This window comes from Cupriavidus cauae, from assembly GCF_026210475.1.
GTDB classification, from domain to species: domain Bacteria; phylum Pseudomonadota; class Gammaproteobacteria; order Burkholderiales; family Burkholderiaceae; genus Cupriavidus; species Cupriavidus cauae.
Map to the genome: position 1 here is coordinate 562,534 of NZ_CP080294.1, position 23,935 is coordinate 586,468.

At 67.2% G+C, this 23,935-nt stretch carries 7 protein-coding genes; 4 read left to right on the plus strand and 3 right to left on the minus strand.

Annotation, left to right across the window (positions count from 1 at the left end; translation table 11 throughout):
* The first annotated feature begins 3 nt into the window (after positions 1-3).
* The 3 genes from KZ686_RS18055 (at position 4) to KZ686_RS18065 (ending at position 19,584) form a co-directional block, all read left to right on the plus strand.
* On the plus strand, positions 4-7,770 hold the full coding sequence (locus tag KZ686_RS18055) for a non-ribosomal peptide synthetase (RefSeq protein ID WP_265634659.1): 7,767 nt from the start codon (positions 4-6) through the stop codon (positions 7,768-7,770).
* On the plus strand, positions 7,767-12,401 hold the full coding sequence (locus KZ686_RS18060) for a non-ribosomal peptide synthetase (protein ID WP_265634661.1): 4,635 nt from the start codon (positions 7,767-7,769) through the stop codon (positions 12,399-12,401). Before KZ686_RS18055 ends, KZ686_RS18060 begins: the two co-directional genes overlap by 4 nt.
* A gap of 67 nt (positions 12,402-12,468) precedes the next feature.
* On the plus strand, positions 12,469-19,584 hold the full coding sequence (locus tag KZ686_RS18065) for a non-ribosomal peptide synthetase (RefSeq protein ID WP_265634663.1): 7,116 nt from the start codon (positions 12,469-12,471) through the stop codon (positions 19,582-19,584).
* On the opposite strand, the gene KZ686_RS18070 is transcribed toward KZ686_RS18065, so the two are convergent.
* Positions 19,535-19,780, minus strand: coding sequence for a hypothetical protein (locus tag KZ686_RS18070; RefSeq protein ID WP_149319600.1), 246 nt, complete (start codon positions 19,778-19,780; stop codon positions 19,535-19,537). The two genes, KZ686_RS18065 and KZ686_RS18070, sit on opposite strands and share 50 nt — an antisense overlap.
* Positions 19,777-20,985, minus strand: a complete 1,209-nt coding sequence (locus tag KZ686_RS18075; protein ID WP_265634666.1) for a PepSY-associated TM helix domain-containing protein — start codon at positions 20,983-20,985, stop codon at positions 19,777-19,779. The genes KZ686_RS18070 and KZ686_RS18075 overlap by 4 nt, the downstream gene beginning before the upstream one ends.
* A 192-nt stretch (positions 20,986-21,177) precedes the next feature.
* Between KZ686_RS18075 and KZ686_RS18080 the strand changes: the two genes are divergently transcribed.
* The gene (locus tag KZ686_RS18080; protein ID WP_265634668.1) at positions 21,178-22,275 is read left to right on the plus strand and encodes a GNAT family N-acetyltransferase; all 1,098 of its coding nucleotides are present in this window, start codon (positions 21,178-21,180) and stop codon (positions 22,273-22,275) included.
* Between the two features lie 103 nt (positions 22,276-22,378).
* Here KZ686_RS18080 and KZ686_RS18085 read toward each other — a convergent pair whose 3' ends face one another.
* Positions 22,379-23,740 carry a lysine N(6)-hydroxylase/L-ornithine N(5)-oxygenase family protein gene (locus KZ686_RS18085; protein ID WP_265634670.1) on the minus strand — a complete coding sequence of 454 codons (1,362 nt, stop codon included), beginning with the start codon at positions 23,738-23,740 and terminating at the stop codon, positions 22,379-22,381.
* Positions 23,741-23,935 lie beyond the last annotated feature (195 nt).

The following is a 23,935-nucleotide window of genomic DNA, read 5'->3' on the forward strand; positions in this document are numbered from 1 at the left end:
CCAATGAACGAACAGCAAGCAAGCCGGGAACTGATCCGGCGTTTCGTCGGCCTTCCGCCGGAGAAGCGGAAGATCCTGCTGGAGCGGCTGGGCCAGCAGGGCATTTCGCTGTCGGTGCTTCCGATTACGCCAGACTGGCGCCCGCCCTCCGGCGATCTGCCGCTGTCCGCCGCACAACAACGAATGTGGTTCCTGTGGAAGCTGGAGCCTGCCGGCAGCGCCTATCACCTCGCCGGCATGCTGCGTCTGCGCGGCTCGGTGGACGATGGCGCCTTGCAGCGGACCTTCGATGCGCTGGTGGAGCGGCACGAAAGCCTGCGCACCACCTTCCATCAGGAGGGCGAGCAGGCGGTGCAGCGCATTCACGCGCCTGCTCCCCTTCCCGTCGCCATCAGCGATCTGCGCGACACCGATCCGGCGCAGCGCGACGCTGTTGTGCAATCGATGGTCGACGCCGAGGCCCGGGCCCCGTTCGACCTCGAACACGGACCGCTGCTGCGCGTGCGCCTGCTGCGCTTGGCCGACGACGACCACATCCTGTTGGTCACCATGCACCATATCGTCTCCGACGGCTGGTCCATGAACGTGGTGATCGACGAGTTCGCGCGGCTTTATGCGGGCTTCGTCAGCGGCCAGCCGGCTCAATTGGCGCCGCTGCCGATCCAGTACGCCGACTACGCGGCGTGGCAGAAGCAGTGGCTGGAGGCCGGTGAGCTCGAGCGGCAACTGCGCTATTGGAAGTCGCATCTGGCAGACGATGGCACCGTCGTGCTGGAACTGCCGACCGACCGGCCGCGCCCGGCTGTCCCGAGCCACCGCGGCGGTGCGGTTTCGTTCTCGCTCGACGCTGGCCTGTCGGCCCAGCTCAGGGCATTGGCGCGCCGTGCCGACACCACGCTCTTTACCGTGCTGCTGGCAGCCTTCCAGGTCCTGCTCTACCGCTACACCGGTCAGTGCGACCTGCGCGTCGGCGTCCCCGTGGCCAATCGCAATCGCGTCGAGACCGAGGGCGTGGTCGGCTTCTTCGTCAACACGCAGGTCCTGCGTACCGAGATCGACGGCAGCATGGCGTTTGACGCGGTACTCGCCCGCGCTCGGGAATCGTTGCTGCAAGCGCAGGCGCATCAGGAACTGCCGTTCGAGCAGCTGGTCGAGGCGCTGCAGCCCGAGCGAAACCTGTCGCACAACCCCTTGTTCCAGGTCATGCTGAACCATCAGCGGCGCGACCTGCGCGCGCTGGATCGCCTGCCCGGTCTGGTGCTGGAGAAAGTCGAGCGTACCGCCAACGCGGCCAAGGTCGATCTGGCGCTCGATACGCAGGAGGACGAACAGGGCGTTCTCAGCGGCGTGTTCGGCTATGCCGCCGATCTGTTCGAGCACGACACCGTCGAGCGCTTGCAGCAGCATTTCGTCGGTCTGTTGCAGCAGGTCGTCGCACGGCCCGAGGTTCGTATCGGAGAGTTGAACCTTCTCGATATCGGCGAGCAAGGTCAGTTGCGTGACTGGAACACGCCGAACAAGCGGTTCTCCGCCATGGAGCCGGTACACGTCGCCATCGCTCGCCAAGCGGCGCAGCGCCCTGATGCCATTGCGGTGCGTTGCGGCGAACGCGCGGTCAGCTACGGCGAGCTTGATGGCGCTGCTACGCGTCTTGCCTACGCCTTGCACGCGGCCGGTGCCGGCCCGGAGGCCGTCGTTGGCGTGGTGCTCGACCGCAGTCCCGACCTGATCGTACGGCTGCTGGCCACGCTGAAGGCCGGCGCCGCCTACCTGCCGTTGGACCCCGAACTGCCGGCTGCGCGTATCGAGCAATTGCTGCGGGACGCCGGCGTCAAGCTCGTTCTGACCTCCCGAGTCCTGACCGGCCGGATCGATACCACCCTGCCGGTCATCGTCATGGAAGACGTTGGTGAACCGGAGGCGGTGCAACTGCCGACCGTCGATCCTCGCCAGCTCGCCTATCTCATCTACACCTCCGGCTCCACCGGCACGCCCAAAGGCGTCGCCGTCGAGCACGGACCGCTGGCGATGCACTGCCACGCCACCGTCGAGCAATACGGCATGGGACCGGATGACCGGGAGCTGCACTTCCTGTCCTTCAACTTCGACGGGGCCCACGAACGCTGGCTGGTACCGCTGATCGCCGGCGCCCAGCTGGTGCTGCGCGACGACACCCTGTGGAGCGCCGAGCAGACTCTCGAAGTGATCGCGCGCGAAAGCGTCACCAATGCCGGCTTCCCGCCCGCGTACCTGCTGCGTCTGGCCGAGGCGGCCACCGAGCCGGTGCCGCTGCGCCTGCTGTCCTTCGGCGGCGAAGCGATGTCGCGCGAGGCCTTGGCCCGCATCAAGCAGAAATTCCAGGCTGGCACGCTGATCAACGGCTACGGACCCACCGAGGCCGTGGTCACGCCGCTGGCCTGGGTCGGGCAGCGCGACACCGACTGCGCGAGCGCGTACGTGCCGATCGGCACACCGGTGGGCGACCGCACCGCCTACGTGCTGGACGCGGACCTGAACCCGGTGCCGGTAGGCGTGGCAGGCGAGCTCTATATCGGCGGCCTGGGTCTCGCGCGCGGCTATGTCGGCAGACCGGGACTGACCGCGGAGCGCTTTGTCCCCGACCCCTTCACCGCCGGCGCCCGCATGTACCGCACCGGCGATCTGGTACGGCGTTGCCGCGACGGCAGCATCGAATACGTCGGCCGGCTGGACCATCAGGTCAAGATCCGCGGCTACCGCATCGAACTCGGCGAGATCGAGGCGCGCCTGCGCGCCCATGCCGCGGTCCGGGAGGCCGTCGTCCTTGCGCACGATGGCCAAGGCGGGAAACAGCTGGTCGCGTATATCGTCACGCGCGAGAACACCTCCGATCTCTCCGCCGAGCTTCGCGGCTATCTCGAAGGCTGCCTGCCGGCCTATATGGTCCCGGCGCACATCATCGAGCTGGATCGGCTGCCGGTCACGACGAACGGCAAGCTGGATCGTCGCGCGCTGCCTGAGCCGGCGTGGGAAGCCAAGAGCTACGTCGCGCCGCGCAACGGCATCGAAGCGCGGCTCGCCCAGGTCTGGCAGGAGGTTCTTGGTGTCGAGCGAGTCGGCATCACCGACAACTTCTTCGAACTTGGCGGCGACTCGATCCTGTCGATCCAGGCGGTCAGCCGGGCGCGTCGCGTCGGCCTGCGCTTCACGCCCAAGGACCTGTTCCTGCACCAGACCGTGCAGGCACTCGCGCAGATCGCCACGCGCGAGGAAGCAAACCGGGCCGTCGAAGACACGCCGACCGGCGAGGTGCCGCTGCTGCCGATCCAACAGGCGTTCTTCGAGACGCCGATGCCGCACCGCCACCATTGGAACCAATCGGTGCTGCTGCGTCCGCGGTCGCCGCTCGACCACGACGCACTGGGGCAGGCGCTGCTGGCGGTGGTCCAACATCACGACGCGCTGCGGCTACGGTTCCGGCAGACCGAGGGCGAATGGCGCCAGCACTACGCCGAGCCGGCAGAAGACGAGTTGCTGTGGCAGCAAGATGTCGCTGGTCTGGAGGCCATGGACGAACACTGCACCCGCGCGCAACAGAGCCTCGATCTGCAACACGGTCCGTTGCTTCGTGCGCTGCATCTGCGGCTTCCGGACGGCAGTGAGCGCCTTCTGCTCGCGGTACACCATCTGGTGATCGACGGCGTGTCATGGCGCGTCCTGCTGGAAGATCTGCAGCAGGCGTATCGCCTTGCGCGGGACGGCCGGTCGATCGCCCTTCCGCCCAGGACGGCGTCGTACAAGGCCTGGTCGCAGGCATTGGTCCAGCACGCGAACTCGGACGATCTGATCCGGCAGGCGGACTACTGGCGCACCCAGCAAGGGCCGGAACTGCCTTGCGATCGCGTCGTGGAGAACGATCGCATCGCCGACGCCGCCACGCTGACCCTGCAGCTGTCGCCGGCGCAGACGCAGCGGCTGCTCAAGCAAGCCCCTGCGGCGTATCGCACGCAGATCAACGACCTGCTGCTCAGCGCGCTCGCGCGAGCCGTCGGCGATTGGGCGAGCGTGGACCGAGCGGCCATCTTCCTGGAAGCGCATGGCCGCGAGGCGTTGTTCGAGAACGTGGATATCAGCCGCACCGTCGGCTGGTTCACCAGCCTGTTCCCCGTCGTCCTGCCGGTGCTCGGCGACACCGGCAGCAGCATCAAGGCGGTCAAGGAAACGTTGCGCGCCATCCCCCATCACGGCATCGGCCATGGCTTACTGCGGCTTCTCGGACCGCAGGCGATCCGCGACGAACTTGCCGCGCTTCGTTCGCCTCGCATTACGTTCAACTATCTGGGCCAGCTTGACGCCAATATCGACGAAGCGGCCCTGTTCGATCGGGCCACAGAGTCTCCGGGGCAGCCCGTCTCCCCCGACGCACCGCTTGACAACTGGATCACGATCAATGGCCAGGTCATCGGCGGCGTGCTGTCGCTGGGCGTCACGTTCAGCACCGCCCGCTACCGCCACGACACCATCGCCTCGCTGGTGGACGCCTACCGGCAGGCGTTGGAGACCACCATCGACCACTGCATCGGCATGCCACCCGGCGCGCTGACACCGTCCGATGTGCCGCTCGCCGGCCTGAACCAGCATCAGCTCGATCGCCTCGACGGCGGCCAGATCGAGGACCTGTATCCGCTCACGCCGATGCAGCACGGCATGCTGTTCCACTCGCTCTACGCGCCGGAGGCCGGGCTGTACGTCAACCAGCTCGCCATCACGCTCGATGGCCTCGATGCCGAGCGCTTCCGCTCGGCCTGGGACGAGACGGTCGCGTGCCATGAAATCCTGCGAACCGGCTTCGTCTGGATCGACGGGCAGGCGATGCAGGCGGTCTATCGGCAGGTGCCTTCGCCGGTTCGGATCAATGCCGAACGCGACTGGAACGAATCGGCGTGCGAGGACGTTGCGCTCGAAGAACGCAAGCTGGCCTTCGCGCTCGACTCTGCGCCGCTGATGCGCGTGCGCCTCCTCCGCCTGGGCGCGAACCGCTACCGCATGATCTGGACCAGCCACCATCTGCTGCTCGATGGCTGGAGCACCGCCCGCCTGATCGGCGAAGTCCTGCAGCGCTACCACGGCCAGCCGGTCGAGGTGCCCGCCTCGCGCTATCGCGACCACATCGCCTGGCTGCAGACCCACGATGTCGCCGCCAGCGAGTCGTTCTGGCGCGAGCGGCTGCAAGCGCTCGACGAGCCTACCCGGCTGGCCTCGGCACTTCCCGCACCGGATGCCGGCACCGGTCACGCGACGTGCCGCACCAGCCTCGATGCCGACGCCCTCGCGCACCTCCAGCGCAGCGCCGCCAGCCAGCATCTGACGCTGAACACGCTGTTGCAGGCGGCCTGGGTCATCGTGCTGCAGCGCTATACCGGTCGGCGTGCCGTCGCCTTCGGCGCGACCGTGGCCGGTCGGCCGGCGGCCTTGCCGGGCGCCGAGGCGATGCTCGGCCTGTTCATCAATACCTTGCCGGTGATCCAGGCCCCGTCGCCGGACCAGGCCGTCGCCGACTGGCTGCAGGCGCTGCAAGCCGAGAACCTGGCGCTGCGCGAGCACGAACACGTGCCGCTGTACGAGATCCAGCGCTGGGCCGGTCAAGGCGGGCAGGCGCTGTTCGACTCGATCCTGGTGTTCGAGAACTACCCGGTCGATGCGGCACTGCGCCAACGCGAGCAGAACGGCCTGAAGCTCGGCGAGGTCAGCCATGCGGCGACTACCAACTATCCGCTGACGCTGGTGATCTCGGCCGGTGCCACCCTCGAAATCGGTTGCAGCTACCAGTGCGATCTCTTCTCGACGGCGACCGCCCAGCAATTGCAGCGGCATTATGTAGCCGTGCTCCAGCGGATCGTCGCGGCGCCGCATGCTCGTGTCGGTGAATTGCGGTTTGCCGGCGAGGAGGACGGAAGGCTGGCCGGCGAGCCGCTGGGTACTCGAGCAGCCGATGTGCTGACCGCCTGGCAGCGCAATGTCGCCGCCGGGCCCGCAGCCGTCGCGTTGCAATATGAGGATCAGACGCTGACTCGGGGCGAGACCGATCGGATCGCCAACGGCATTGCGGCGGCGCTGGCCGAACGCGGCATTGGGCGGGAGACGCGGGTAGGACTTTGTGTCGAGCGCTCGCTGGGGTTCGTTACAGGCTTGCTTGGCATCCTGAAGGCCGGGGCAGTTTGCGTGCCGCTCGATCCGGCGCAGCCAGCCGAGCGCTTGCGCCAGCTATTGGACGACGCTGGCGCCAGTGTTGTCGTGGGCTCGGGGCCGAGCTCGGTGCCGGAGTTTGGACCGGGGTTCGGGCCGGGGTTCGATTGCATCGATCCGGCCTCGGTGACGCCGGTCGACGATGCGCCTTCCGTCTCGTTGCTTCCGGGGCAAGCCGCTTACTTGATCTACACCTCCGGCTCCACCGGCACCCCCAAGGGCGTGGTGGTCAGCCACGATGCGCTCGCGCATTACGTCTCCGGCGTGCTGCACCGGCTGCAGTTGACTGCGGACGCCTCGATGGCGATGGTCTCGACTACCGCCGCCGATCTCGGCCATACCGTGCTGTTCGGCGCCCTCTGCAGCGGCCGCACCTTGCATCTGATCTCGCGCGAGCGGGGCTTCGATCCCGATCGTTTCGCCGAGTACATGTCGCGGCACCGCGTCGGCGTGCTCAAGATCGTACCCAGCCATCTGCGCGGATTGCTGCAGGCGCGGCAGCCTGCCGACGTCCTGCCCGAAGAGGCGCTGATTCTTGGCGGCGAGGCTACCTCGGCCGAACTGGCTCGGACGATCCGCGACCTGAAGCGGCAATGCCGGCTGTTCAACCATTACGGCCCGACGGAGACCACGGTCGGCGTGCTGACGCATGAAGCGGTGGCCCTGCCCGAACGCCAGTTGCCGACCGGCACCCCGCTGCCGGGCTCACGCGTCTATGTGCTTGACGCCGACCTGAACCCGGTGCCCGCCGGCATCGTCGGCGAACTCTATATCGCCGGACCGCAGCTGGCGCGCGGCTACCTCGGTCGCCCGGGACTGACCGCCGAGCGCTTCGTCCCCGATCCCTTCACCGCCGGTGCAAGGATGTACCGCACCGGCGACCGCGTCAGGCAGGACGCCGATGGCCGGATCGAATACCTTGGCCGCCAGGACGAACAGGTCAAGATCCGCGGCTACCGGGTCGAGTTGGGCGAAATCGCGCATCTGCTGCGGTCGCAAGCCGGTGTCAAGGACGCCGCCGTGATCGTCCATGAGGACCGTCTGGTCGCCTATTGCGTGCTGGACGGCACGGATTCCGCCACGCTAAAGACCGAACTGAAGGCCCAACTTCCCGACCACATGGTCCCGGCGCAACTGATCGCGCTGGACCGCCTGCCGGTCACGCCAAACGGCAAGCTCGATCGTCGCGCCCTGCCCGCCCCGGTCTGGGAAACCCAGGGCTACGTCGCCCCGCGCAACGAGATCGAGACCCTGCTCACGCAGGTCTGGCAAGAAGTCCTTGGCGTCGACCAGGTTGGCATCCACGACAACTTCTTCGACTTGGGCGGCCATTCGCTGCTGGTCACGCGGCTGGCGGCGCTGGTCAACGCACGACTGTCGGTGCCGGTCCCGCTACGCGTCTACTTCGAATCGGCGACGCTCGCCGAAATGGCAGCCAGCATCGAATCGTCGAATGGCCTTCAGAACAAGCAAGAGAAGGCGGCCGAAGCCGAAGGCTGGGCCGACATGGACGCGTGGCTGGACACACTGGAGACAGAAGCATGAGCGTTGACAAACTCCGCCTCGCACAACGGTTCGCCAGTCTGTCGCCCGAGGGGCAGCAGCGATTCATTGCCGAACTGAAGGCCCGCGGCATGGATTTCGGCCGACTGCCGATCGCGGCGCGTGGACGCAGCGAGGCCGCGTTGTCGTATGCGCAGCAGCGGCTATGGTTCCTGTGGCAGCTCGAGCGGGACAGCGGCCTGTACAACATTCCGCGCGCCGTGCGGCTACGCGGCGCGCTCGATCGGTCGTCACTGCAGCGGACCTTCGATGCGCTGGTGGAGCGGCACGAAAGCCTGCGCACTACCTTCCATCAGGAGAGCGAGCAGGCGGTGCAGCGCATCCATCCGCCCTTTTCGCTGCCGATCAACGTCAGCGATCTGACAGACAACGATCCGGCACAGCGCGACGCTGCCGTGCAATCGCTGGTCGACGCCGAGGCCCAGGCCCCGTTCGACCTCGAACAAGGACCGCTGCTGCGCGTGCGCCTGCTGCGCTTGGCCGACGACGACCACATCCTGTTGGTCACCATGCACCATATCGTCTCCGACGGCTGGTCCATGAACGTGGTGATCGACGAGTTCGCGCGGCTTTATGCGGGCTTCGTCAGCGGCCAGCCGGCTCAATTGGCGCCGCTGCCGATCCAGTACGCCGACTATGCGGCGTGGCAGAAGCAGTGGCTGGAGGCCGGTGAGCTCGAGCGGCAACTGCGCTATTGGAAGTCGCATCTGGCAGACGATGGCACCGTCGTGCTGGAACTGCCGACCGACCGGCCGCGCCCGGCTGTCCCGAGCCACCGCGGCGGTGCGGTTTCGTTCTCGCTCGACGCCGAACTGTCGTCGAAGCTGCGTGCCCTTGCGCGCAACGCGGACACCACCCTCTTTACCGTGCTGCTGGCAGCCTTCCAGGTCCTGCTCTACCGCTACACCAGTCAGCGCGACCTGCGTGTCGGCGTCCCCGTGGCCAATCGCAATCGCGTCGAGACCGAGGGCGTGGTCGGCTTCTTCGTCAACACGCAGGTCCTGCGTACCGAGATCGACGGCAGCATGGCGTTTGACGCGGTACTCGCCCTCGCTCGGGAATCGGTGCTGCAAGCGCAAGCGCATCAGGAACTGCCGTTCGAGCAACTGGTCGAGGCGCTGCAGCCCGAGCGCAATCTGTCGCACAACCCGCTGTTCCAGGTGATGCTGAACCATCAGCGGCGCGACCTGCGCGCGCTGGATCGGCTGCCCCGTCTGATGCTGGAGAAAGTCGAGCGTACGGGCAGCGCCGCCAAGGTCGATCTGGCGCTCGATACGCAGGAGGACGAACAGGGCGTTCTCAGCGGCGTGTTCGGCTATGCCGCCGATCTGTTCGATCACGATACGGTCGAGCGTTTGCAGCGGCACTATGTCGGCGTGTTACGCGCCGTGGCGGAGGAACCGGCGATCGCCATCGCCGCGATCCCGCTGCTGCTTGCGGACGAGCGACAGCAGTTGACCGACTGGAATGTCACCGATCGCCGCTACTCGGCTGCGGATCCCGTCCACGTCGCCATCGCGCGTCAGGCGGCACAGCGCCCTGATGCCATTGCGCTGCGTTGCGGGCAGCGCGCCGTCAGCTACGGCGAACTCGATGCCGCCGCCACGCGTCTTGCCTACGCCCTGCACGCGGCCGGTGTCGGCCCGGAAACCGTCGTCGGCGTCGTGCTCGACCGCAGCCCTGACCTGATCGTACGGCTGCTGGCCACGCTGAAGGCCGGCGCCGCCTACCTGCCGTTGGACCCCGAACTGCCGGCTGCGCGTATCGAGCAATTGCTGCAGGACGCCGGCGTCAAGCTCGTTCTGACCTCGCAAGCGCTGACTGGTCGCATCGATACCACCCTGCCGCTCCTCGTCATGGAGGACATTGGCGTGCCGGCGCCGGTGCAACTGCCGACCGTCGCCCCCCGCCAACTGGCCTATCTGATCTACACGTCAGGCTCCACCGGCACGCCCAAGGGCGTCGCCGTCGAGCACGGACCGCTGGCGATGCACTGCCACGCCACCGTCGTGCAATACGGCATGGGACCGGATGACCGGGAGCTGCACTTCCTGTCCTTCAACTTCGACGGGGCCCACGAACGCTGGCTGGTACCGCTGATCGCCGGCGCCCAGCTGGTGCTGCGCGACGACGCCCTGTGGAGCGCCGAGCAGACCCTCGAAGTGATCGCTCGCGAAGGCGTCACCAATGCCGGCTTCCCGCCCGCGTACCTGCTGCGTCTGGCCGAGGCGGCCACCGAGCCGGTGCCGCTGCGCCTGCTGTCCTTCGGCGGCGAAGCGATGTCGCGCGAAGCCTTGGCCCGCATCAAGCAGAAGTTCAAGGCCCGCACGCTGATCAACGGCTACGGACCGACCGAGGCCGTGGTCACGCCGCTGGCTTGGGTCGGGCAGCACGACACCGATTGCCCGAGCGCATACGTGCCGATCGGCCAACCGGTGGGCGACCGCACCGCCTACGTGCTGGACGCGGACCTGAACCCGGTGCCGGTAGGCGTGGCAGGCGAGCTCTATATCGGCGGCCTGGGTCTCGCGCGCGGCTATGTCGGCAGACCGGGACTGACCGCGGAGCGCTTTGTCCCCGACCCCTTCACCGCTGGCGCCCGCATGTACCGCACCGGCGATCTGGTACGGCGTTGTCGCGACGGCAGCATCGAATACGTCGGCCGGCTCGACCATCAGGTCAAGATCCGCGGCTATCGCATCGAACTCGGCGAGATCGAGGCGCGCCTGCGCGCCCACGCCACCGTGCGGGAAGCGGTGGTCGTGGCCCACGATGGTCCAAGTGGCAAACAGCTGGTCGCTTACGTTGTGCCAGACCACGGCGAGGTGGAGGTCCCGGCGCGGCTCCGGGCATATCTCGAGAACGTCCTGCCGCCCTACATGGTGCCGGCGCAGATCATGCCGCTGACCCAGCTGCCGGTCACCCCGAACGGCAAGCTCGACCGCCGGGCGCTTCCGGAGCCGGTGTGGGAGGTGCAGGGCTACGTCGCCGCGAGCAACGAGGTCGAGGCCAAGCTGACTCAGGTCTGGCAGGAGGTCCTTGGCGTAGAGCGAGTCGGCATCACCGACAACTTCTTCGAGCTCGGCGGCGACTCGATCCTGTCGATCCAGGCCGTCAGCAAGGCGCGACGCCTGGGCCTGCGCTTCACGCCCAAGGACCTGTTCCTGCATCAGACCGTGCAGGCGCTGGCCCGGGCGGCGACGCGCGAGGACACGGAACGGCCCGTCGAAGACAAACCCACGGGCGAAGTGCCGCTGCTGCCGATTCAACGATGGTTCTTCGAGACGCCGATGCCGAATCGCCATCATTGGAACCAGTCGGTACTGCTGAAGCCTCTTGCACCGATCGACCAGGCAGCGCTACGCCAGGCGCTTCAGGCCGTCGTCGCCCATCACGATGCCTTGCGCCTGCGCTATCGACAGTGCGACGTCCAATGGCAACAGCATTACGCCGAGCACGACGCTCATGACCTGCTGTGGCACGAGGAGGTGGCCGACATCGCCACCATCACGGACCGTTGCAGCGATGCGCAACGAAGCCTGGACCTCGAACGGGGCCCGTTGCTGCGCGCGCTGCACCTGCGACTGGCCGACGGCAGCGAGCGGCTGCTGCTCGCCGTGCACCATCTCGTGGTCGATGGGGTGTCATGGCGGATCCTGATGGAAGACCTGCAGCAGGCGTATCGCCTCGCACGGCAAGGTGAAGCCATCGTCCTTGCGCCCAAGACCGCGTCGTACAAGACGTGGGGGCAGACCTTGGCGGCGCACGCCAATGGGGACGCCCTGCGGCAGCAGGCGGACTACTGGCTATCGCAGCCCGACGTGCCGGCGCTGGAACCCGATCACGACGAACCGGCGCTTGCCATCGACGGGCGCCAGCACACGATCCGCCTGGACGCGGCGCGAACCACGCAACTGTTGCAACAAGCGCACGGCGCCTATCGCACCCGCATCAACGACCTGCTGCTGACCGCCGTCGCCCGTGCCGTTGGCACATGGACGCAACGGCCGCGTGTCGCGATCCAGCTGGAAGGGCATGGACGGGAAGCGCTTTCCGATTCGGTCGACATCAGCCGCACGGTGGGCTGGTTCACCACGGTGTTCCCCGTGGTGCTGCCCGTCGCGCCGGATATCGGCGACACCATCAAGCAGGTCAAGGAGACCTTGCGCGCGATCCCCGACAACGGCATCGGCTATGGCCTGCTGCGTCATCTGGGCCCCGCGGAGATGCGGTCGGAGCTGGCCCGCCGCGCCGAGCCGCGCATCACGTTCAACTATCTGGGGCAATTCGACCAGACCGCGGGCGAGGACGCCGACTTCGCCATGGCCGACGAACCGAGCGGGGCCAGCCGCGATGCCCAGGCCCCGCTCGGCAACGCGCTGACCATCAATGGCCAGGTATTCGGCGCCGAGCTGGTGTTGAAACTCGGCTATAGCTGCAAACAGTTCGAGCCCGCCACCATCGAGCGCCTGGGCGATGCACTCCGTCGCGAACTGGAAGCCGTCATCGAGCACTGCCTCTGTCACGACAACCACGGCATGACGCCATCCGACCTGGTCAATGTCCAGATCGACCAGGACGCGCTCGACGCGCTGCTCGATAACGTGCTCTAAACCGTGCTCCCAAATGCGAGCTCTGAAACGAGCTCCATACCGCTTGCTGCCTTTGAATCCGATCACCATGACGACTGCCACCGAACGACGCAAACAGGACATCGAGAGCATTGCGGCACTGACCGCCTTGCAGCAGGGCGTCCTGTTCCACGCACTGGAACGCGGCGACGGCGACCCCTATCACTATCAGCGCGTCTTCGACATTCGCGGCGAGCTGGCGATCGACGACTTCGTCCGCGCCTGGCAATGGACCGCCGACCGGCATCAGGCCCTGCGCAGCGACTTTATCTGGGGCGAGAGCGACGTGCCGCTGCAGATCGCGTACAAGCGGCGGCCCGTTCAACTGGAACAGATCGATTGGCGCGTCATGCCGCCGGACGAACAGCGCCGGCAACTCGAAGCCAGGCTCAGAGCGCAGCGGCAGGACGGATTCCCCTTCCGCCGCGCCGCCGATCTTCGGCTCTGCCTGGTCCAGGTGGAGGCGCGGCGCTGGTGGCTGGCCTGGTCCTTCCATCATGTCGCGATGGACGGCTGGAGCGTTGGCATGGTACTGAGCGATGTCCTGCAGTCGTATCTGGCGCTGCGCCGCGGCCAGCCGCTGCCCGCCACGGCGCCGCGTCCCTTCAGCGCCTATCTGCAGTGGCTGGGCCAGCGCGACAAGGCGGCGTCTACCAGCTACTGGCAGCAGGCGCTGGCGGACGTGGAAGTGCCGACGCCCCTGCCGGCCAGTGCGCCGGAGGTCGGGCGATCCGGCTATGCGGAGCAGAAGCTGTCGCTGTCGCCCACCCTCAGCGAAACCGCGCGCACGCTGGCTCGGCAGGCAGGCGTCACCGTCAATACGCTGGTGCAAGGGCTGTGGGCGTGGACACTGGCACGGCATGGCGGCGGCGACGACGTGGTGTTCGGCACCACGGTGTCGGGCCGCTCCGGCGATTTCCCCGGCATCGAATCGATGGTCGGCCTGTTCATCAACACGGTTCCGCTGCGTGTGCGACTGCCGAGCGACCTGTCGGTCCGGCAATGGTGGCGCGCCTTCCAGCAACAGGCCGTGGAGAACCAGCAGCACGAACATATGCCGCTGCCGGACATCCAGCGGCTGGCACGCCCGGGCGAAGGCGGCGCGTTGTTCGACAGCATCGTGGTGTTCGAGAACTACCCCGTCGACGCCGCGCTGAAACAGCGGCAGGGCGAGATCGACATCCGCCTGCTGGGCGCCGCCGCCAAGGAGGCAGGCGCTGAATTTGTCATCAGCGGCCGCAATAACTATCCGCTGAGCCTGATCGCGGCGATGGACGAGCGCCTGCATCTGACGCTCGCGTACCAGCGCGACCGCTTCGCCGACCGGGACATCACGGCGTTGCTGGGCCGGATGGAACAGGCGCTGGCACGTATGCTGGCCGACCCTGACCAACGGCTCGGGCAGATCGGCATCGCCCGGGACGGGGGCGTGCTGGTTGCCGAAACCGTCGACGGAGCGCTGCCGGATGTCCTGGCTGCCTGGCGGCGCGGCGTCGAGGCCGATCCTTCCGCGATGGCGTTGCGATATGAGGATCAGACGCTGACGCGCGAGGAGACCGATCGGATCGCCAATGGGATCGCGGCCGCGCTGGCCGAGCGCGGCATTAGGCGCGAGACGCGGGTCGGGCTTTGTGTCGAGCGCTCGCCGGGGTTCGTCACCGGGCTGCTTGGCATCCTGAAGGCCGGCGCGGTTTGCGTGCCGCTCGATCCGGCACAGCCGGTCGAGCGCTTGCGCCAGCTATTGGACGACGCTGGAGCCAGTGTTGTCGTGGGCTCGGGGCCGAGCTCGGTGCCGGAGTTTGGACCGGGGTTCGGGCCGGGCTTCGGGCCGGGGTTCGATTGCATCGATCCGGCCTCGGTGGCGCCAATCAGCGATGCGCCTTCTATTTCGCTGCTTCCCGGCCAGGCGGCGTACCTGATCTATACCTCCGGCTCCACCGGCACCCCGAAGGGTGTGGTGGTCAGCCACGATGCGCTCGCGCATTACGTCTCTGGCGTGCTGCACCGGCTGCAGTTGCCTGCCGATGCCTCGATGGCAATGGTCTCCACCACCGCCGCCGACCTCGGCCATACCGTGCTGTTCGGCGCCCTCTGCAGCGGCCGGACCTTGCACCTGATCTCCCGGGAGCGCGGCTTCGATCCGGATCGGTTTGGCGACTACATGGCCCGGCACCGCGTCGGTGTGCTCAAGATCGTCCCCAGCCATCTGCGCGGATTACTGCAGGCCCGCCAACCCGCCGATGTGCTGCCAGAGCAGGCGCTGATTCTTGGGGGCGAAGCGACCTCGGCCGAATTGGCTCGCACGATCCGCGACCTGAAGCCGCACTGTCGGCTGTTCAATCACTACGGCCCGACCGAAACCACGGTCGGCGTGCTGACGCACGAAGCGGTGACCCTGCCCGAACGGCAGTTGCCGACCGGCACGCCGTTGCCTGGCTCCCGCGTCTATGTACTGGACCCCGACTTGAACCCGGTGCCGGCCGGCATCGTCGGCGAACTCTATATCGCCGGACCGCAGCTGGCCCGGGGCTACCTCGGTCGCCCGGGACTGACCGCCGAGCGCTTCGTCCCCGATCCCTTCAACGACGGGGCAAGGATGTACCGCACCGGCGACCGCGTCAGGCAGGACGCCGACGGCCGGATCGAATACCTCGGCCGCCAGGACGAACAGGTCAAGATCCGCGGCTACCGGATCGAACTCGGTGAGATCGCGCATCTGCTGCGATCGCAAGCCGGTGTCAAGGACGCGGCCGTGATCGTCCACGAGGACCGGCTGGTCGCCTACTGCGTGCTGAACGGCACGGATACCGTCACACTGAAAGCCCAGCTCAAGGCCCAACTTCCCGACCACATGGTCCCGGCGCAACTGATCGCGCTGGACCGTCTGCCGGTCACGCCAAACGGCAAGCTCGATCGTCGCGCCCTGCCCGCGCCAGTATGGGAGACGCAAGGCTACGTCGCCCCGCGCAACGAGATCGAAACCCTGCTCGCGCAGGTCTGGCAAGAAGTCCTTGGCGTCGAGCGCGTCGGCGCCACCGACAATTTCTTCGAGCTTGGTGGCGATTCAATCCTGTCGCTGAAGCTGATCGCCCGCCTGAAGAAGGCCGGTCACAAGCTGCTGCCCAAGCAGGTATTTGCCAACCCGGTATTGGGCGACCTCGCGCAGGCGATCGCGACGAATCAGAACGGCGCCTCGTCTTCGTCTTCGTCAGCGACGGCGGATCGCACTCCGGCCCGGGCCGATCGCAGCGCCGCGATCCCGTTGTCCTGGTCGCAGCAACGGCTATGGTTCCTGTGGCAATGGAACCGCAATAGCGCCGCGTACAACATCCCAAGAGCGGTACGCCTGCGCGGCGACCTCGACCGGTCGGCACTGCAGCGGACCTTCGATGCGCTGGTGGAGCGGCACGAAAGCCTGCGCACCACCTTCCATCAGGGGGGTGAGCAGGCGGTGCAGCGCATCCATCCGCGCTTCTCGCTGCCGATCAACGTCAGCGATCTAACGGACACCGATCCGGCACAGCGCGACGCCACGGTCCAGTCGCTGGTCGACGCCGAGGCCCAAGCGCCGTTCGACCTCGAACAAGGACCGCTGCTGCGCGTGCGCCTGCTGCGATTGGCCGACGACGACCACATCCTGTTGGTCACCATGCACCATATCGTCTCCGACGGCTGGTCGATGAACGTCATCATCGACGAGTTCGCGCGGCTTTATGCGGGCTTCGTCAGCGGCCAGCCGGCGCAGTTGGCGCCGCTGCCGATCCAGTACGCCGACTATGCGGCGTGGCAGAAGCAGTGGCTGGAGGCCGGTGAACTCGAGCGGCAACTGCGCTATTGGAAGTCGCATCTGGCAGACGATGGCACCGTCGTGCTGGAACTGCCGACGGATCGCCCCCGCCCGGCGGTGCCAAGCCACCGCGGCGGTGCGGTTTCGTTTTCGCTCGACGCCGAACTGTCTTCGAAGCTGCGTACGCTGGCCCGCAGTGCGGACACCACGCTCTTTACCGTGCTGCTGGCCGCCTTCCAGGTGCTGCTCTACCGCTACACCGGTCAGTGCGATCTGCGCGTCGGCGTCCCCGTGGCCAATCGCAATCGCGTCGATACCGAGGGCGTGGTCGGCTTCTTCGTCAACACGCAGGTCTTGCGCACCGAAATCGACGGTGGCATGGCGTTTGATGCAGTGCTGTCCCGCGCTCGGGAATCCGTGCTGCAGGCGCAGGCGCATCAGGAGCTCCCGTTCGAGCAACTGGTCGAGGCCCTTCAACCGGAACGCGACCCGTCACGCAACCCGCTGTTCCAGGTCATGCTGAACCACCAACGGCGCGACCGCAGCATCGCGCAACGGCTTCCGGGATTGCAACTGCAACCGGTGGAGCGATCGGTCCGCTCGACCAAGGTGGACCTGTCCCTCGATACGCAGGAGGACCAGACCGGCGCGGTGTTCGGGGCCATGGGATATGCGTGCGATCTTTTCGACCATCGTACGGTTGAACGGATGCTGGCGCACTACCTTGGCGTCCTCGAGCAGATGGCGGCGGGGTTGGGGCTTCGTGTTTGCGAGTTCGTGCTGAATGGCGGGGACGAAGAAAGGGGCGAAGGACGGCTGATTGGTGAGGCGGGGGCCTCCAGGCCGGTCGATGTGCTGACGGCATGGCGGCGTAGCGTCGTGGAGGATGCTCCGGCTGTCGCGCTGCGATATGAGGATCAGACGCTGACTCGGGGCGAGACCGATCGAATTGCCAATGGCATCGCGGCGGCGCTGGCCGAACGCGGCATTGGACGCGAGATGCGGGTTGGGCTTTGTGTCGAACGCTCGCCGAGGTTCGTGACCGGGCTGCTTGGCATCCTGAAAGCCGGGGCGGTTTGCGTGCCGCTCGACCCGGCGCAGCCAGCCGAGCGCTTGCACCAGCTGCTAGGTGACGCTGGTGCGGGCGTTGTGGTCGGCTCGGTGCCGGGCTTCGATTCCATCGATGGAACGTCGGTGCCCGGCTTCGATTGCATCGATCCGACGTCCGTGACGCCGGTCGACGATGCGCCTTCCGTCTCGCTGCTTCCGGGCCAGGCCGCGTACCTGATCTATACCTCCGGCTCCACCGGCACCCCCAAGGGCGTGGTGGTCAGCCACGACGCGCTCGCGCATTACGTCTCCGGCGTGCTGCACCGGCTGCAGTTGCCTGCCGATGCCTCGATGGCGATGGTCTCCACCACCGCCGCCGACCTCGGCCATACCGTGCTGTTCGGCGCCCTCTGCAGCGGCCGCACCTTGCATCTGATCTCTCGCGAGCGGGGCTTCGATCCGGATCGCTTTGCCGACTACATGGCCCGGCACCGCGTCGGCGTGCTCAAGATCGTACCCAGCCATCTGCGCGGATTGCTGCAGGCCCGCCAACCGGCTGACGTCCTGCCCGAGCAGGCGCTGATTCTTGGCGGCGAAGCGACCTCGGCCGAACTGGCTCGGACGATCCGCGGCCTGAAGCCGCACTGTCGGCTGTTCAATCACTACGGCCCGACCGAAACCACGGTCGGCGTGCTGACGCATGAAGCGGTGGCCCTGCCCGAACGGCAGTTGCCGACCGGCACCCCGCTGCCGGGCTCCCGCGTCTATGTGCTTGACGCCGACCTGAACCCGGTTCCCGCCGGCATCGTCGGCGAACTCTATATCGCCGGACCGCAGCTGGCGCGCGGCTACCTCGGTCGCCCAGGGCTGACCGCCGAGCGCTTCGTCCCCGATCCCTTCACCGAGGGCGAGCGGATGTACCGCACCGGCGACCGCGTCAGGCAGGACGCCGATGGCCGGATCGAATACCTCGGCCGCCAGGACGAACAGGTCAAGATCCGCGGTTATCGCGTCGAACTCGGCGAGATTGCGCATCTGCTGCGATCGCAAGCCGGTGTGAAGGATGCCGCCGTGATCGTCCATGAGGACAAGCTGGTTGCCTACTGCGTGCTGGACGGCACGGATACCGCGACACTGAAAACGCAGCTCAAGGCCCAACTGCCCGACCACATGGTCCCGGCACAAATCATTGCGCTGGACCGCCTGCCGGTCACGCCAAACGGCAAGCTCGATCGTCGCGCCTTGCCCGCGCCAGTATGGGAGACGCAAGGCTACATCGCCCCGCGCAACGAGATCGAGACCCTGCTGGCGCAGGTCTGGCAAGAAGTCCTTGGCGTCGACCAGGTCGGCATCCACGAAAACTTCTTCGAACTCGGCGGACATTCGCTGCTGTGCCTGCAGGTGCTGACGCGCCTGCGTGCCACGACCGGCGCCGGTCTGGCCATCGAGCTGCGCCATCTGATGGAACATCAGACCATCGCCTCGCTCTGCCAGGTGCTCGGCGGCGCGGGCTCGGCGCAGCATCGGCCTGTACCCCTGAATCGGTCCGCCGCCGAGACGCCGCCGCTGTTCTGCGTGCACGCATCCTTCGGCAATGTGTTCGACTACACGCCGCTTGCGCGAGCACTTGAGGGGGCCTGCAAGGTCCATGGGCTTGCGTGCCCGCCGGTGGACACGTTCGACTCGCTCGAACATCTCGCCCATCTGCATGTGAAGGCGATCCGGGCCGTGCAGCCCACGGGTCCCTATCGGCTGCTGGGATGGTCGCTCGGTGGCGCACTGGCGGCGCGGATGGCTGCGATCCTGGAGGACGCCGGCGAGACCGTGGCCTTCCTCGGCCTGGTGGACAGCCTGGTGCCGCGCCAGGGAACGGCGCCGGTCAGGCAGCGTGGCTCGATCGACGAACTCCACGCGTATCTGTTGCAGCTGTTCCCGCAATTGGCAAACAGCGGCTTTGCGGACGAGCTGACGAGGGCACAGGCGGAGATGCAAGGTCCCGAGCTCGTCGAGCATCTGATCCGGCGCGCCTTCGCGCTGGCCGGCGGCGCGGAGCAAGCGGGCCCGGACGAACTGTCACGGATGTTCGCCACGGCCGAACGGCTGCGCGAGCTCAGTCACGACATGTCGCTGCAGGCGCTGCAGGTGGCGCCGACCTGCTGGTGGGCAGCCGACCGCGCCGAGGACGATATGGAACGGCTGGTTGCCTTGCTGGAACGGCAGCCGGCCTATTCGCAGCGCGTCGCGGCGACCCATCTGGGGATCGTGCGGGCGCCGGCCTTTATCGAGGGGCTGCGCGATCGGCTGGAGGCCGTGCCGGCGAACGGTTGACGCCACGCTCGGTGGACGAGGCGGCCGGGATCAGCGCATACCAGAGCCCTGCCGCTGTCATCGCGCCCAGGGCCAGCCACGAGACCCAATCCCATACCCCGTCCGCGAACAGCGCGGCCGCCAGGCCGACGCAGCCGGCGATGGCCAGGACGATCGGCATGCCATAGATCCACAGAAACGTCCCGGGCGTTTTCATCGGCTCGCTCCGGTTTGGCTCACCGCGGCGACCGCGGGAGCGGCGCGCTCGGCGGTGCGCTGTTCGTCTTCCATCTTGCGCAGCCGCGCATTGGTGGTACGCGTGCGGCCAACCCACAGATAGATGCCGCTGCCGAGCAGCACGATCGTGATGACATCGAGGATGGCCCACAGGATCTTCAGCGGCATCGCGCCGTAGTCGCCGAAATGCAGCGGCCCGGAGATCCGCAGCGCGGCGACGTACCAGGGCATCTCGCGCTTGGCCGCGAAGGCTCCGGTCTGCGCGTCGATCAGCACCGGCTTGATCAGCCGCGAGGTGATATGCGCGTCGCCGCGCATGAACACGGCGTAGTGGTGGTTGCCGGCCAGCGGCGTGCCGGGGAAGGCGACGAAGGCGGTGGTCATGTCCGGCTCCTCGGCCTTGGCCAGCGCGATCGCGGCGTCGAGCGAGGCCAGCTTTTCCGGCGGCGCGGCCGCGGCGGGCGACGCGCCGTCCGTGGCCGCGAACGGCGCGACCATCGCCTTCAGCTCGGTGGCCTGCCAGAAGCTGTACGTCGGCTTGGCCAGCGTCAGCAGCACGCCGGTCAGCCCAACCACGAAGGCCCACGACAGCGTGGCCATGCCCAGCACGTTATGCAGGTCCAGCCATTTGAGCCGGGTCGACCGTTCGCGGCGCACCGTGCCGAAGGGCAGCTTCTTCATCAACGGGCCATAGACGACGATGCCCGAGACGATCGAGATCACGAACAACAGGCCCATGAAGCCCAGGAACAGCGTGCCTGCCAGCCCGGCGAACAGGTCCGTATGCAGCTTCACCATGATCAGCATGAAGCCGGACCGCAGCGGCGTATCGCGCAGCAGGTCGCCGGTCCGGGCGTCGTAGGTCAGCAGCGCCCCGCCCTGGCGAGGAGCTTCCCGCGAGGACAGCGAGACGAACCACACCGGCTCCTCGTCGTCGGCGGTGACGAAACGGACCGCCGTGCCCGGGCGCCGCTCCAGCGCGTCGGCAACGATGCGATCGACCGGCACCCGGCCCGCGTCGGCCGGCAGCTCCGGCGCCTCGACGCCATTGCCGAGCCAGTGGTCGATCTCATGCCCGAAGATCAGTGGCAGGCCAGTCAGGCACAGCAACAGCAGGAAGACGGTGCAGATCAGGCTGGCCCATTTGTGGATCAGGTACCAGATGCGGAACGTTCGGATATGCATGGTGGCTGGCGCCCGGCGGCGGTCGATCCTATTTGCGAATGATTCGCATTCTATATGGGTCTGGCGGCCCCCGGATAGCCTACGGGCGCAGGCGCCGGCACAGCGTGCCCCACGCGCTAAATTTCCCGCCTCGCCCACCGTCTCTCCAGCACCGGTCGAACGCCTTTGCCGGCCATCACCATGGAGAACATCATGCCGATCGAACAGTCGGGCAGCGCGGCCGCCGCCTTCCAGGGGTTTCGCTCCTTCGAGGCGCGCGGCGACGCCCTGGAATCGTCGTGGGAAGCCGGGCGGCTCGAGGTACGTGACACCCGCCGCAACGAACCGCTCGCGGGCTTCGCCGTTACCCCGGGACCGCGCCCGGTACTGCGCCTCGCGGAGTCCTTTGCCGATACCGACGCGTCCGCCGATGCCGCGATCGCGGCGCTCGAGGCGATCACGACGCAGTGGGCGGTCACCGAAGTGGATGTCGACATCGAACACCAGCCGACGCGGGCGTTGCTGCATCGGCGCGGTGTCGTGCGTCCGCACGCCGACGGCGACCGCTGCGAGGCCGCGATGCTGTGGCAATACGCGCCGCTATGGCTGGGCAGCCGCGCCGAGGCGCCCTATCCGCTGCGCTATGCGATGACCGGTGAGAAGCGCCATCCGGTGCGGCCGCCGAAGCCCGCGGGCACGGTCTACGCCCGCTATATCCCCTGGCTGCGCCGGACCTTTACGCTGCACGCCGCCACGGTCGAGCACGACCTTGCCAGCCTGCATCGCTGGATGAACGATCCGGATGTCGCGCACTTCTGGCAGGAGGAAGGCGACGAGGAAAAGCATCGGTGCTATCTGCAAGGGCTGATCGACGATCCGCACATGCTGCCGCTGATCGCGTCGATCGATGGCACGCCGTTCGGCTACTTCGAGGTCTATTGGGCCAAGGAAAACCGCATCGCGCCGTTCTATGACGCCAACGACTTCGATCGCGGCTGGCATGTGCTGATCGGCGAGCCGGCGTTTCGGGGCAAGGCCTTCCTGACCGCATGGTTCCCGGCCATCCAGCATTTCCAGTTCCTGGACGATCCGCGCACGCAGCGCATCGTCGGCGAGCCCCGCTCCGACCACCATCGCCAGATCGCCAACCTGGATCGGGCCGGCTTCTCGAAGGTCAAGCTGTTCGACTTCCCGCACAAGCAGGCGATGCTTGTGATGCTGCTGCGCGAACGCTTCTTCGGCGAGCATCTGTACCTGCCCGCGGACCGGGACGGACTGGGAACCGCACCGTCACCGGCCCAAGCGTCCTGAGCGTCCTGAGCGTCCTGAACGACTGACGGCCGGAACGCGCCGGCCGCCTTGCCGATATCGGCAGGAAAGGGCCGGCGCAAACCGGCAGACACCACACGGCCGGCTATGCCGTGCCAACCAGCGGCCGCACGTCGGCGGCGTCCCGCGCGACGCGCACGGCATCACGATCCGCCTGCATTTCGTTCTCCAGCACCGCCTCGGCGATTTCGTGCGAGCGCACGGCCAGCACCGACAGCAAGGTATCGCTGAGGCCGTGGCTGTCCTCGCAGCAACCCTGCAGAAAAATCTGCGGCAGGCAACGCGTCGACGTTTGCAGCCGATAGTGGCGGTCGACGCGGAAGCCCTCGCCGATCAGCGAGGCCAGCGGCGCCAGCATGCGCTGGTGAGCCTGGCGCCGATAGCCGGTGGCCAGGACCACCAGATCGAACTGCTGGCGCTGCACGGCGCCATTGGCACGGTCGCGCAGCACGCAGGCAATGCCGTCCGGCTGCGGCGCGGCCGCCTCGATGTCCTTGCCCGGCAGCAGCTGGTGCTGCGGATTGCCGACCACCTTCTGCTGATAGAGCAGCTGATAGATGCGCTCGATCAGGTCGAGGTCGACCACCGAGTAGTTGGTATTGCGATATTCCTGCAGCATCTGCTGCCGGCGCTCGCCGGGTTGCCGATAGATGAAGTCGGTGAAGCCGGGGCTGAAGATCTCGTTGACGAACGGGCTGTCGTCCGACGGCTTGAGCGCGCCGCCGCGCATCACCATCGCGACCTCCGAGGCCGGGAAGCGCTTGACCAGGTCCATGAAGACCTCGGCCGCGCTCTGGCCGCCACCGACCACCGCGATCCGCCGCGGCGCATTGTCGTCGCGATACTGGGCGATCCGATCCAGATAGCCGGAGGAATGCACCACGCGCGCATCGCGCCAGCCACGGAAGGCCGCGGGCACCTGCGGCTCGCCGCCGACGCCCAGCACCAGATTGCGCGTCAGGCGCTCATGGATGCGCCCGTCCGCATCCCTCGAGCGGACGCGCAGGCGCTGCACCACGCCGTCCGCCGGCTCGGGCAGCACGTCGATCACCTCCTCCCCATAGTGGCAGCGCTCGCCGAAGTGCGAGGCGACCCACGCCAGATAGTCGTTGAACTCGATCCGGCTCGGGAAGAACGTCTTCAGGTTGATGAACGCTTCGAGCCGACCGCGGCTGTGCAGATAGTTGATGAAGGTATAAGGGCTGCGCGGATTGCGCAGCGTCGCCAGATCCTTCAGGAAGGAAATCTGCATGTCGGTGTCGTCCAGCAGCATGCCGCCATGCCAGACGAAATCGGGCTTGCGCTCGATGAAGGCATAGCGCGGCGGCCGCGCGGTGCGGGCCGCCGCCGCGGCACCGGCGCGCTCTTCCATCGCAATGGCCAGCGCCAGATTCGATGGCCCGAAGCCGATGCCGAGTAGGTCGTATTCCAAAGCACTGCTTGTCATCTGATGCCCCTTGCGGTGGGAGTTCGGCGACCGACGCAGCGGCCGACCCCGCGTCTCGTGCGGGGATATCCGATGTGACGATCCGGGGCGGGCGATATTTAGATTTTGGATTCAATCCCGCGATCGCCGACGCGAGCCCGCCGGGTCCCTCTCGACTAAATTCGCGCCGTCGCGATCCGTCTAGTTGTCACGGGC